Origin of the sequence: Mesorhizobium sp. M2E.F.Ca.ET.219.01.1.1 (assembly GCF_004016445.2) — a bacterium.
Taxonomy (GTDB): domain Bacteria; phylum Pseudomonadota; class Alphaproteobacteria; order Rhizobiales; family Rhizobiaceae; genus Mesorhizobium.
In genome coordinates, this window is sequence record NZ_SADT02000005.1 from 20,308 (window position 1) to 32,965 (window position 12,658).

Consider the following 12,658-nt stretch of genomic DNA (forward strand, 5'->3'; position numbering starts at 1 on the left):
CCAAGCACAGCAAGGCTTCCAAGCCGTTCACCTTGTGCATGATCGCCCCTTCAGCCCAAATGCGCTTTGATGTGCGTCAATTCAATCGACTCCCTCGTGGGGGCTTCATCATGCCGTTCGACATCATGGTGTTAGACATCGAACCGCCCATCATCATGCGCGTCGCCGAGCCGGCGCTTGGCAGGGAGCGGCGAGGCGTCTCCGCTGCCGACTGGATGATGGGCATCGTTCGCGAGAACGGGCGCCGAGAGAGCGAGGACTGCTCCGACCGCCAAGGTCCCGAAGAGGGTATTCATATCATTCTGTCTCATGGTCCTGTCCTTGAAATCGGTTAGGCGGCGTAGTCGACGACCGTCATCATGCCAGTCGCCATGTGATAGAGGTGATGGCAGTGGAACGCCCATGTCCCTGGGTTGGCGGCGTCGAACGCCACCGTCACCTCGCGCATCGGCGGCAGCCAGACGGTGTCGCGCACGGCTCCCGCGAAGCGGCGGCCGTCGATGGCGACAACCTGGAAATGATGGCCGTGCAGGTGCATGGGATGGCCCATCATGCTGGCGTTGCGCAGGACGAGTTCGATGCGCTCACCCTTTCGAACGGCGATCGGCTTATGGTCGCCCCATGTCCTGCCGTTGAGCGTCCAGGAGTAGCCCTGCATGGTGCCGCCAATCTCGATGGCCTGGTTCCGGTCCGCGGACGCCAGGGCCAGGGGCTTGGCGGCGACGAGGCTGGACTCGAATGCAAGGTCGAACGCGGCTGTCACCTGGTCGCCAGCCGGCGCGATGCGCTTTACCGCGCCGCCCCTGGTCGCCAGCACGAAACCAGTGCGCTCGACACTGCCCTCCCGCAGCGCCAGGATCGGCCAGGCTCCCGCCTCGTCCGGAATACGCAGCCGGATGTCGAGGCGCTGGCCCATGGCGAGCGGAAAGCGGCGACCGCGCACTGGCGTGACGGGATTCCCATCGACAGCGATCGCTTCGCCCTCGATCGACCCGGTGTCGATCCAGAATGCCGTGGCGGTCGCGCCGTTGATGAGGCGCAGCCGGACCGCGCCGTTGCGTTCCACAGCAAACAGCTGTGGATCGTCGAGCGTCCGGTCGTTCGCCAGATAGGCGTCGTATTGGATGTCGTTGACGTCCATCGGCATGGCCATGCCTTGCCCGCTGGACATGCCTTGCATGTCCATGCCTGACATGCCCGACATCGAGTGTCCGGCCATGCCACCGTTTGCCGATGCGGGCGCCGATCCGGTCAGCCCCGCCAGCAGTTCCTCAGGCGTCTTGAAGCTGAAGTCGTGGAACAGCACCACCAGGGGCTGCTCGTCCGCGCTTGCCTCCGCAGGATCCGTGACGACCAGCGGCGCGGCAAGCAACTGCTGTTCCTGCAGCGTGTGAGCATGCATCCAATGCGTGCCCGGGGTCGCGATGGGGAAGTTGTAGTCATAGGACTGGCCCGGCTGCAGCAACGGTTGCGGCAGGTCGGGCACGCCGTCCTGTCCGAGCGGCGGCGTCAGGCCGTGCCAATGGATCAAGGTTGGTGCTTTCAGCGCATTTTCGAGCCGGACCTGGAAGTCATTGGCGGCCGAGGTGACAAGCCCATGGGTGCCGTCGGGCTGGACGAGACCGAAAACATTGGCGGCACGGCCGGCCACCTCGATGACGCGGGTATCTGCCCGGATGACGCTCGCGGAGGCCGCCTGTACAGCGCGGGGATAGATCAGCGGCAGGACGACGCCCGCGGCGCCGGCAGCCACCGTGGATGCCAGGACCTGGCGACGGGATATGGATTGCATTGCAAAGCTCTCATGTTCGTGACTCGAGGGCCGGATTGACCGGCGGCGAAGCGCACGAACGCGAGGGCGCGCGTGCGCTCAGGCGGTCACGACGAGCTTTGGAGGGCGCAGCCCGACAGGCACGTCACTTGGGGAGGATACGAAAGGCGGCGCCGTCGCGACGGGATGGCTTCCCGAAATCGCGACGAAGAGATGGACGTCAACCGGGACGCAGAATGAGCAGCTTGAAGCCGCGATGCAGCATGTGCCTTGATGGCGCGCATGGCCGAAATCCTTGCACGGGGCGGAACCACTATGTCGGATCGCTGCGGAGCCATGATTATGCTCTGCGGCCCACTGGGCGCCAAGCGGAGCCGCGGCCGAATTGGCATGGCTGGAAAGGACGGTGGTGAACGCCATCAGCAAGGCGAAGCAGACGGCGAGCCAACGCGAACCGTCGAATCCTGACCAGCGCTTCATTTGAACGCCCAGCCTTGTCCGGATGCCTTTCCAATCCACAATTAAACCTCCAAGTGGCGGCGAACGCCATCTTGGGGTTAATCATATCCCAGAGACGTGAGCCGGGTTTTGTTCCAGATCAAAGGGCTCAAGGCTCTGGAAAGTCGTGAAGCGGCACACATACGCGTGACAGAAATCCGACCATCGTCGATAATGGTATGATCTCAAGGGATCATCCTGCGGAGGATCGTTTGACATGCGCTTTGGGCGGAATCCAACGGTGTCCGGTCGCCTTTCGGATCGACTGTTGACGGCGCGAACCATCGCGGCTGCCCTGGCAATTGCGTTTTCCGTCTCGCCTTCGCACGCGGCACAGCATCGTCTGCCGAGCGGTTACAAATGGGGCCGCTGCCTGCTTGTCGTTCACGGCGAGACCCGCATCTCCGGAAAATGCTCCTATCAGATCGAGCAGGGCGGCGATTTCAACATCCAGGGGCCCAACCAGGTTTTCGCAGGTATCGACTATCCCGACACGCATAGCGGGGCCGGTGAAATGTCGAAGGATTACTGGGCCGTCGTCTACAAGGACGGAGATTCTTGGGCAGGCTATGCCAACGGGGACATTCGCGAGACGCATGGCGAGGTGGGCGATTGGGGAGAGCTTCGCCGCGAAGGCGCCTGCTATATCGGAAAGGACGTCAAGGTCTGCCTTTGGCGTTAACCGGCTCAAGGCGATTGCGGGGGTGAGTCCAAGCAGATCGAATTGGTGGCGAGTAAGCCGGTCGCCGCCATCCTTCAAATCATGGAATGCGCGGCGGTGTATCGCCGAGGCCCGACGGCGAGGCTTTTGACCGTGAGAAGGCACACGCTTACTGCCCGCGGATGTGCTATATTTCACAGACGCGAACGTCTTTGAATGAAATTGCCAAGGGGACTAGCAGCAGAGCCGCGACTTGAGTTGAGGGTGCGCGCCATGAGGGTCTGGGCCGCCATCGTTGGTTTCTTCCTCCTGACCGCGGCAGATCTGCTGCTGCAGCCCGGCGCCCTTGCCGCCCAGGGCAACCGGGTCGCGCTGGTCATCGGCAACAGCAAATATGTCTATGCGCCCGCTCTCCCCAATCCCGCGAGCGATGCCCGCCTGATGGCCGACGTGCTGCGCAAGGTGGGGTTCAACGTCATCGAAGGCGTCGATCTCGACTATGCCGGAATGCGGGATCGGCTGAACAAGTTTACCGAGGCATCCTACGACGCGGATACGGCGCTGATCTATTATGCCGGCCACGGCATGCAGGTGAACGGCAAGAATTATCTCATCCCGGTCGATGCCGAGCTTACCGCGCCGGCGCATCTCAAGACCCGCACCGTCCAGATGGACGAGTTGCTGGCCGCTCTCCCGCCGGACCCGGCGGTCGGCATCGTCATTCTCGACGCCTGCCGCGACAATCCGCTGGCGAGGACCTTGGCGGCCTCCTTGCCGAAAAGCCGCTCGACCACGGCTCCGGGCCTGGCGCCCATTGATGTCAGCGGGTCGGACGTCGGCACCGGCGGCGTGCTGATCGCCTTTGCCACCGACCCCGGCGCCATATCCTATGACGGCGGCGGCGCCAACAGTCCCTATACGGCATCCCTTGCCAAGCATCTCGCCGAGCCCGGCGTGGAACTCCAGAGCGCCCTGACCCGCGTGCGGGGCGAGGTGACGGCCGAGACGAACGGCAAGCAGCGGCCCTGGCACAATGCATCGCTCGGCCGCGAGGTCTTCATCGGTCCGCAGACGCCGCAGCCGCCGGCACCGGTCCAGCCGGCTCCGCAGCCATCTGCGACCGCTACGCCGGCGGAGTCCGCCAGCAGCGACGGGCGCGGATGGGAAATCGAGCAGCGGGTGTGGGACGAGGCTTCGAAGCGCAACACGCTGGCGCATTATGAAGCCTATCTGCAGCAATTCCCCAACGGGGCGTTCGCCGATCTGGCGCGTCTCAACATCGACCAGCTCAAGAAGCAGCCAACCACCGTGGTCGCGAATGCACAAAGCGAGACGTCGCGGTCGGCAACCGCCGTGGAATCTCCGGCCGCCGCGCCCAAGCCGGAAGCCGACGCCGGGACCGAACTGACGGAAAGCGCGATCGGGCTTGATCGCCAGGGCAAGGCCGACTTGCAGGAACGGCTTCTGGCGATCGGCTACGACCTGGACGCGGCCGACGGCGACTTCGGCGCCAAGACCCGCCGCGCAATCGGCCAGTGGCAGGAGGCGAATGGCTTGCCCCCGACCACCTTCCTCACCCCGAAGCAATATGCCCGCCTGAAGCTCGACACGGACGACGCGCTGAAGACGTACCGCGCCGAGCGGGCGTCCGAAGCGCAAGCAAAGAAACAGGAAAGCGTCGTGCCGCAAAGGCCGCAGAAACCGCAACCGGTCGTCCGCGCCAGGCCGAGGCGCCAGGAGCAGCGCGAGGCTGCCAATCCAGGACCGGCGCCGAGGCCGAAGGCAACACCAGCGCGGAAATCCGCATACCACATGTGCAACGGGATTGACGGCACCTTCGAAATCCCCGCAGCGCAGAGATGTCCTTTGAGCGGCTACGCCAACCACTGAAAAGGTCTCGGGCCTTCAGTGATCCCGTCGGCGTCAGTCGCCCGATTCTTGTGCCGCGGACGCGCTCAGGCTTCGCCGGACTCCACATCCGCCCCGCGTATAAAGTCCCGCAGCATTTCCATGTCCCAGGACAGCGGCCGGTCGTCGCTGTAGTGCGGGATGCGTCGGCGCACGGCTTGGTAGATCGCATCGGTGCCAGGTGCCCGCGCGGCCTTGCCGGACAGGAAATCATGCGCCTGCGCGGCGGCCATCAGCTCGATCGCCAGGATGTATTCGGCGTTGTCGATGACGGCCAGGAGCTTGTTGGCCGCCACTGTCGGATGGGCGAGGAAATCCTCCTGCAGGCCGGACGTGACGCCACCATCCGTCGCCGCTGGCGCGGCGAGGCGCCGATTGACGTTGCTGAGCGACGCGGCGGTGTACTGGGCGATCATGAAGCCCGAGTTGCAGCCGCCTTCGGCGGCGAGGAAGGCCGGCAGATTGTTGACCAGCGGATTGACGAGGCGATCGATGCGGCGCTCGCTCATCGCCGCGACCTGCGCCAGCGCGATCGTCAGACCGTCGGCCGTCTGCCCGAGCGCGGGCGCCACCGGATGCGCCTGCGAAAACACTTTCGGTTCGTCGGGCGTGCCGGCCACGGCGGGATTGTCGGTCACCGAGGCCAGTTCACGGTCGACCAGCAGTGCCGAGCGTTCCAGCACCTCACGCGCCGCGCCATGCACATGCGGCACGGCGCGAAGGCTGAGCGCGTCCTGCGTGCGGCTGCCTTGCGCTGCGGCGATCAGCCCGCTGCCGTCGAGCAGGCGCCGCAACGCCGCACCCACCGCCTCGATGCCTGGCGACGGCCGCATGGCCAGCACGGTTTCGTCGAAGGCAGCCATCTGCCCGCCGGCGGCCTCCAGCGTCAGTGCCGCCGCCGCATCGGCCCAGGACAGCAGACGCTCGGCGCGAACCAGCGCGATGCTCGTGAGGCCGGTCGCGCATGCCGTGCCGTTGACGAGGCTCAGGCCCTCCTTGGCGCCAAGCACCAGCGGCTCCAGCCCGATCTCGGCCAGCGCCTCGCGGCCGCTCATCTTGCGTCCGGCGACCGTCGCCCTGCCCTCGCCGATCAGCACCAGCGCGATATGGGCGTTGTGCGTGAGATATCCGGCCGATCCTCGCGACGGAACGTCCGGAACGCAGCCGCGCTCGAGCAAGGTGAGCAGGTTGCGCACGATCTGCGGCCGCACGCCCGAATGGCCATGCGCGAAATTCGCCACCTGCGCGGCAATGACGGCGCGGATGCTGCGCTCGGGCACCAGTTCACCGACGCCGCAAGCGTGGCTGAGAATGATGTTGCGCGACAGCTTCTCCTGCAAGGCCGGCGCCACGACCTGGCTAGCCAGCGCCCCGACCCCGGTGTTCACGCCATAGGCGCGAATGCCCTTCTCGACGAGGCTTGCGACGATCTTGTTGGCAAGCGCGATGCGATCCCAGCCGGCCGGCGCCAAGGCCAGCATTTCGCCGTCGCCGACACGCGCGATGTCGCGCCAGCTTGCGGCATTGTCGATGATTACTGTCATTGCGAACCCACCCAGGCTGATAGCCGTCAAAAAGTTTGCGCCCTGCGACAAGTCCCCAGCGGCAGGGTGGTACCTAAAGCTTCTCGAACACGGCCTTTGTCGGAATTTCGCCGTGGCGGCGGGCAAATTTGAAAATATTAGCGCAACTCGGCTGGTCCCGATCAGCTTCCGGCGTTTGCGGCCCCGTAGTTGTCTCTCGATACTGGCGGCAGCGGGAGACCTAGGTCGCCTGATGCGCGGCGATCGCGCTCAGGAAAACCTCGCCGAACTCCTTAAGCTTGGCGGCGCCTACGCCGTTCACCTCGGCGAACTCGTCGAGGTCTTGCGGGCGGCGCTCGGCCATGTCGATCAGCGTGCGGTCGGAGAACACCACATAGGCCGGTACCTGGCGTTCCTTGGCGAGCCTCAGCCGCAGCGTCTTAAGCGTCGCCAGAAGCGACGCATCGACGCTCTGACCATCCGTGCCGGCGCCTTGCGCGGCGCGCTTCCTGCCGCGCGCGAGGCGGTCCCGCCCCTCGACGCGATACTCGAAGGCAACCTCGCTGCGGCCAAGGGCGCGGCCGCTTTCCGAGATGACAAGACCGCCATGGCCGTCCGGATCCGGCACCAGGAAGCCGCCGGCGACCAGTTGCCGGATCAGCGACAGCCACACCGGCTTTCTGTGCATGATGCCGGTCCTGAAGCTGGCGAGCTTCTGATGGCTTCTCGCCAGCACCTTCTCGGTCTCGTGGCCGAGCAGGATGTCGATGACATGGGCGGCGCCGAAGCGCTCGCCGCTCTGCGCCACGGCCGCAAGGATGACGCGCGCCTCGGCGCTGCCGTCGGCGCGCGGCGCCTGGTTGAGACAATTATCGCAATTGCCGCAGGCCTTCGCCTCCTCGCCGAAATAGCCGAGCAGCACCTGGCGCCGGCACTGCGCCGTCTCGCAATAGCCGATCAGCGTGTCGAGCCGGCGATGCGCCCGTCTTTTGTGCTCGGGCGAGGTATCCTCCTCGTCGATGAACATCCGGCGCGTGCGGATGTCACCGGCGCCGTAGAGCATATGCGCTTCCGCCGGTCGGCCGTCGCGCCCGGCGCGGCCGATCTCCTGGTAATAGGCCTCCAGGCTGCCCGGCAGGTCGGTGTGGAAGACATAGGCGACGTCGGGCTTGTCGATGCCCATGCCGAAGGCGATCGTCGCCACCATGACGACGCCCGACAGGCTCATGAAGGCGTTCTGGTTCGCCTCCCGCGCCTCCTTGCTCATGCCGGCATGGTAGGCAAGCGCGCGCACGCCGTTCTTCTCAAGGAAGGCCGCCATCTCCTCCGTCTTGCGCCGCGACAGGCAGTAGATGATGCCGCTCTTGCCCTGGTGCCGCTCGACGAAGCGCAGCAGCTGGCGCTTGCTGTCCTGCTTGGTCTCCATCGCCAATTTGATGTTGGGACGGTCGAAACCCAGCACCAGGGTTTCGGCCCGCCCGGCAAACAGCCGCGCCTCGATATCGCCGCGCGTGGCCTCGTCGGCGGTCGCCGTCAGCGCGATGATCGGCACGTGCGGAAACACGCCGCGCAGTTGCGACAGGTCCTCATATTCGCGCCGGAAGGCCGGGCCCCATTGCGAGATGCAGTGCGCCTCGTCGATGGCGATCAGGCTGACATCGAGCCGCGACAGCGCGTCCAGCATCCGCTCCGTCATCAGCCGCTCCGGCGCCAGATAGAGCAGCCGCGTCTGCCCCGACGCCACGCGGCGCCACGCCGCGACATTGGCGTCGCGGTCGAGCGAGGAGTTGATCGTGTCGGCGGCCACACCGGCGAGACGCAAGGCGGCGACCTGATCCTGCATCAGCGCCACCAGCGGCGACACCACGATGGTGAGCCCGCCCTTGACCAGCGCCGGAACCTGATAGCAGAGCGACTTGCCGGCGCCCGTCGGCATGACCGCCAGCACGTGGCGCCCGGCCAGCAGCGCCTCGATCACGGTCGCCTGTCCGGGACGGAAATCGTCGTAGCCGAAGACATCCTTCAGGACGCGACGCTTTGGATCTTCAAACAGGGTTTTCAAAACCGGCGTCACGGCAATCTCTTGCGTTATGAGGCTTGGGGAAGGTCGTAGCCGAATTCTCGGCAGAAAGCCTCGATGCGGTCGAGAAACGACCTCGGCAAGGTGTGGAGATAGGTGCGGAATTCCTCATTGCGTTCCCATTTCCGCAGCGAGCTCCGTCGAATCGGATTGTTTGGATCGGAGCTGAAGCGAAGCCTTGCCGCAAGGCCGAATGCATCGGCAATTGCCTGCTGCGCCGCATCGGGTCCGGCAATCAGGTCCTCATAACGCAGATAGTGGATGGCGCGCCGTGGCTGGGCCCGCCTCAGTCGCAGCAGCCCGTCATACTCAGCTTCCCAGCGCCCGGTCGTGACGTGGAAGCGGCGCACATGCATCGTCTCGGGATGCTGGCTCGTCAGCACATCGAAAGGATGGCGCACGCAGTAGATCAGGCCGATTTCAGCCGGCAAATGGCTGAGCAGTTCATGACTTTCGGCGGTGCGCTTGACCACGACATTGGCTTCCCGGCGCTTCATGTCGATCAGCACCGGAAACGGGGCTTCGCCGCCGAGGACATAGGTGTCGTCGAAGCACGCCATCAGGTCGCGGGTCAGCGTGGTGCCGCTGCGCGCGCAGCCGGCGATGAAGATCCTGTTTGGCTGCTTCGGCCTCTTTCGGTCGAAAACCCGGCCGATCGCCTGCGCCAGGCGAACGGTCTGGCCTTCGAGAGCGGCGACGGCGCGCGATGCCGACATCGGTCGCGCTGTCTGCGGGCAAATTTCGGCCAGCGCTATGCCGCTCTCGCCGGCGGCTGCGTAGAGAAGCCAAACCCGCCCGTCTTCCTCGAAGATCGCGGGATCGCGCAGCGCGTTCTCCCTGCCTTCGGCGGGACCCGTCCGGCTTCTGCGCAGCGGCAGATCCGCCCCTTCGAAGTAAGTCCCTGGTCTCAGCAGCTCGATCCTTTCGCGCACGGTCCAGCGCCGCCAGCCGCGCGAGAGATCGACCGTCCCATAAAAGATCCGCTCCGGCTGGTCGCCCTTGCGCGTATAAAAGACCCGCAGCCAGCGGCCTTGTTGCTGAACGGCGACATGCCTTGGCGGCAATCGCCCCCGCGAAGCTTTCAGCAGGACAGGCCCTGTCTCGAAACCGGAGAGGCCATCGCTCGACCGGCAAAGCGTGACGAGGTCCGTACCAAAGAGGCCGTACCACCAATGGCCATGCCGGAAAATCCGCGCATAGGATGGTCCAAGCGCGTTTGCACGGGGACTGAAATGCAGCCCGTCGGCGGATGTGGCGACGAAGGTCGTCTGCGCACGGCCGCCATTCCCGGTCGGACCATGGAAATAGAGGACGATGCGTCGGTTCTGTTCGTCGACATGCAGGTCGGGGGAAGCGATGTGCTCTTTAAGAAAAGGACATTCGGCAAGCGACAGGACGCCGCGCGGGTGGATATGCCAAGGACCTTCCAAAGCGTCGGCATAGGCAAGCCGGATATAGGTGCCGTTGTGATGCGCGAAATAGAGGTAGTAGGCGCCAAGCCTGCCGGGCACCCAGTCCGGCATCTTGATCAGCGACGGACCGTTTATGTTGGCGCCGTCGTCGCCGGGCAGCATGTCCGGCGTGATCAGCGCGCCGAGCCGCCTTGCCGTGATGCCGCCGGGACGTTTGTGCCGCTGGATGTCGTTCAAGCTCTGTTTCCCGAAAACGAACAGCCGCCAGATAAGTCCATTTCCGGATTCGCGCCAATGGCTGGAGGCGTTCAACTGGGGACAGCAACCAGCTTCGACCGGCGCCGCTGTCTGGATCAACCGTCACATCGGATCCGGAACTCCGTCAATGCTATGGTCCTGTCAGGTCCGCCGTCGGGGCGACCGAAGCAAAGGAGCCTTCGCATGATCGACCAAGCCACGCTCATCACCTATATCGCGGTCGTGTTCGGCTTCGTCTTCATTCCGGGACCGGCGACGCTGCTCACCTTTGCGCGCGCGACGAGCTCGGGCACGAAGGTCGGCATCGCCACCGGCGCCGGTGTCGCGGCGGGCGATGTCATCCACACCATCATGGCCATTGTCGGCATCTCGGCCATCATCGCCGCCTCGGCGGTGCTGTTCAGCATCATCAAATATATCGGCGCGGCCTATCTCGTTTATCTCGGTATCCTCGCCATTATCGAAAAGGCGCCGGCCGATCTGGCGGGCAGGTCGCTGCCAATCTCAGCGGGCCGAGCCTTCCGGTAGGCGATCCTGACCGAAGTGCTCAACCCGAAGACGGCTCTGTTCTTCCTCGCCTTCCTGCCGCAATTCGTCCACCCGCAAAGCGGTTTCGTGGTGCTGCAGCTGATGGTGCTGGGCATCATCTTTGTCCTGCTCGGCCTCTTCAGCACGGTCGTCTTCGCCGTCAGCGCCGGCGGCCTGGGTTCCTTCCTGCGCCGCAATCCGGCGGTGCTGAAATGGCAGGGCAAGGTGGTCGGCGGCATCTATTGCGCGCTCGGCATACGGCTCGCGCTGCAGCAGCGCTGAACGAGCGGCTTACGCCAGCAAGGTCGCATCGCCTCCGATACGGCCCAACAGCGCCGCGATTAGTTTCCGCAGGCCCGTCGTCCTCGGTTCAACCGGGCAGAGTTCGGCCAGCGCTATGCCGCTTTCGCCGGCTACGGCATAAAGCAGCCAGGTCCGCCCATCTTCCTCGAAAATGGCTGGATCGCGCAGCGCATTCTCCCTGCCCTTTGCAGCGCCCATCCGGCCACGCCTGAGGGGCAGATCGGCGCCCTCGAAATCGGTGCCGGGCCTAAGCAGCTCGGTCCTGCCGCGTACCGTCCAGCGCAGCCAGTCGTCGGACAGATCGATACTGCCGTAAAGCACACGTTCGGGCGCGTCGCCCTTGCGTGTGTAATAGACGATCAATGAGCTGCCGTTTTTCTGCACCGCGACATGCCTGGGCCGAACCCGCCATGAGCCGGGCAGCACGACCGGTCCCTCCTCGAACCCGAAGAGGCCGTCGTTTGACCGGCGGAGCTGCACGTTGGCCGTGCCGAAGAGCCCATACCACCAGCCATCATGCCGAAACATCCGCGCGTAGAATGGTCCAAGCGGTTCGGGATTGGCTGTGAAACGCAGACCGTCGGCGGACGTGGCCGCGAAGGTCGTCTGCCCCTGGCCGTTCGAGGCCGGACCGTGGAAATACATGACGATCCGCTGGTTTTGCGCATCCACATGCACGTCGGGTGACGCAATATGCCCCGTGAGGAACGGACACGCGGCAAGCGAAAGCGCGCCGCCTGGATGGATCCGCCAGGGACCATCTATCGCATCGGAATAGGCAAGCCGGATGTAGGTGCCGTTGTGATGCGCGAAATAGAGATGGTAGGCCCCGAGCCTACCCTTCGCCCAATCGGGCATCCTGACCAGCGACGGCCCGTTTATGTTGGCGCCGTCATCGCCAGGCAGCATGCCGGGCGTGATCAAAGGCCCATGTCGTCTGGCCAAAAGGCCAAAAGCCGGCGTCATCCGCGAGCCCAGTCCGGCATATCATAGCCGAACTCGTCGCAGAACCCTTTGAGGCGTGCGAGAAATATTGGCGGCAGCCTGTGCAGATAGGTTCGGAACTCTTCATTCCGTTCCCATTTCTTCAGGGAGGTCGCGCGTATGGGATTGCTTGGATCCTCGCTGAAGCGGATACGCGATTTGAGGTCGAATGCCTGCGCGATCCGCTCCTGCACCGCATCTGGCCGGGCGATCATGTCTTCATAGCGGGCATAGACGATCGCACGGCTGGGCTGTGCCTTCCTCAGCCGCAAGAAAGCGTCATATTCCGCCAGCCAGCGTTCGGGCGTGACGTGGAACCGGCGCTGCCCCCTACTCTCGGGGTGCGAACTCGTTAGCACGTCGAAAGGGTGGCGGACGCAATAGATCAGGCCTATCGCGCGTGGCAATCTCGCCAGATGCGCATGAGTCCGCTCGGAGCGCTTGACCACAAGGTTGGCTTCCGGGCGGTCCAGCATATCCAGTTGGGCATATCTCGCTTCGGCTTGATGGACGAAAGTGTCTTCGAAACATCCCATCAGGCGCTGTGTAAGCGTCGTTCCGCTGCGCGCGCAGCCGGCGATGAATATCTTGTTGTAGCGCGCCGTGTCCGATTTCACCCACAGCCGCCACAGCCGCTTCAAGTCCAGCGCCAGTCGCCGTATCTCCCTGATCGGTCGCCTGGCGGCCTCGCGCAAAAGCGCTTCTGACTTGCGTGCAAGGTCCATTCCCGAC

General features: G+C 64.6%; 10 protein-coding genes and 1 pseudogene. 4 read left to right on the forward strand and 7 right to left on the reverse strand.

Going from position 1 to position 12,658, the window contains the following annotated elements; translation table 11 throughout:
• Positions 1 to 110: 110 nt before the first annotated feature.
• Positions 111 to 335 carry a hypothetical protein gene (locus EN862_RS23060; RefSeq protein ID WP_127865864.1) on the forward strand — a complete coding sequence of 75 codons (225 nt, stop codon included), beginning with the start codon at positions 111 to 113 and terminating at the stop codon, positions 333 to 335.
• Here the strand turns inward: EN862_RS23060 and EN862_RS23065 are convergent.
• Together EN862_RS23065 and EN862_RS23070 are read right to left on the reverse strand one after the other, a co-directional pair.
• Positions 332 to 1,792, reverse strand: a complete 1,461-nt coding sequence (locus tag EN862_RS23065; RefSeq protein ID WP_127865865.1) for a multicopper oxidase family protein — start codon at positions 1,790 to 1,792, stop codon at positions 332 to 334. The genes EN862_RS23060 and EN862_RS23065 overlap by 4 nt on opposite strands.
• A 78-nt stretch (positions 1,793 to 1,870) precedes the next feature.
• Entirely contained in the window at positions 1,871 to 2,251 is a 381-nt protein-coding gene (locus tag EN862_RS23070; RefSeq protein WP_127865866.1) for a hypothetical protein, read from the reverse strand.
• 286 nt (positions 2,252 to 2,537) lie between these two features.
• Between EN862_RS23070 and EN862_RS23075 the strand changes: the two genes are divergently transcribed.
• Both EN862_RS23075 and EN862_RS23080 read left to right on the forward strand, forming a co-directional pair.
• The gene (locus tag EN862_RS23075) at positions 2,538 to 2,951 is read left to right on the forward strand and encodes a hypothetical protein (RefSeq protein ID WP_127865867.1); all 414 of its coding nucleotides are present in this window, start codon (positions 2,538 to 2,540) and stop codon (positions 2,949 to 2,951) included.
• 252 nt (positions 2,952 to 3,203) lie between these two features.
• Positions 3,204 to 4,820 (forward strand): caspase family protein, encoded by a 1,617-nt coding sequence (locus tag EN862_RS23080; RefSeq protein WP_127865868.1) that lies wholly within the window; start codon positions 3,204 to 3,206, stop codon positions 4,818 to 4,820.
• A gap of 65 nt (positions 4,821 to 4,885) precedes the next feature.
• Here the strand turns inward: EN862_RS23080 and hutH are convergent, their stop codons facing one another.
• The 3 genes from hutH to EN862_RS36975 form a co-directional block, all read right to left on the reverse strand.
• Positions 4,886 to 6,382, reverse strand: a complete 1,497-nt coding sequence (gene hutH / locus EN862_RS23085; protein WP_127865869.1) for a histidine ammonia-lyase — start codon at positions 6,380 to 6,382, stop codon at positions 4,886 to 4,888.
• A 220-nt stretch (positions 6,383 to 6,602) separates the two neighbouring features.
• On the reverse strand, positions 6,603 to 8,435 hold the full coding sequence (gene recQ / locus EN862_RS23090; protein ID WP_189401496.1) for a DNA helicase RecQ: 1,833 nt from the start codon (positions 8,433 to 8,435) through the stop codon (positions 6,603 to 6,605).
• Between the two features lie 14 nt (positions 8,436 to 8,449).
• Positions 8,450 to 10,090 (reverse strand): sulfotransferase, encoded by a 1,641-nt coding sequence (locus EN862_RS36975; RefSeq protein ID WP_245519677.1) that lies wholly within the window; start codon positions 10,088 to 10,090, stop codon positions 8,450 to 8,452.
• Positions 10,091 to 10,294: 204 nt separating this feature from the next.
• Between EN862_RS36975 and EN862_RS23100 the strand changes: the two are divergent.
• A pseudogene (locus EN862_RS23100) lies at positions 10,295 to 10,921 on the forward strand (LysE family translocator).
• A 9-nt stretch (positions 10,922 to 10,930) separates the two neighbouring features.
• On the opposite strand, the gene EN862_RS23105 reads toward EN862_RS23100, so the two are convergent.
• Both EN862_RS23105 and EN862_RS23110 read right to left on the reverse strand, forming a co-directional pair.
• Entirely contained in the window at positions 10,931 to 11,866 is a 936-nt protein-coding gene (locus EN862_RS23105; protein ID WP_127865871.1) for a hypothetical protein, read from the reverse strand.
• A 38-nt stretch (positions 11,867 to 11,904) separates the two neighbouring features.
• A complete protein-coding gene (locus EN862_RS23110) occupies positions 11,905 to 12,651 on the reverse strand; it encodes a sulfotransferase domain-containing protein (protein WP_127865872.1) in 747 nt (248 codons plus the stop codon).
• Positions 12,652 to 12,658 lie beyond the last annotated feature (7 nt).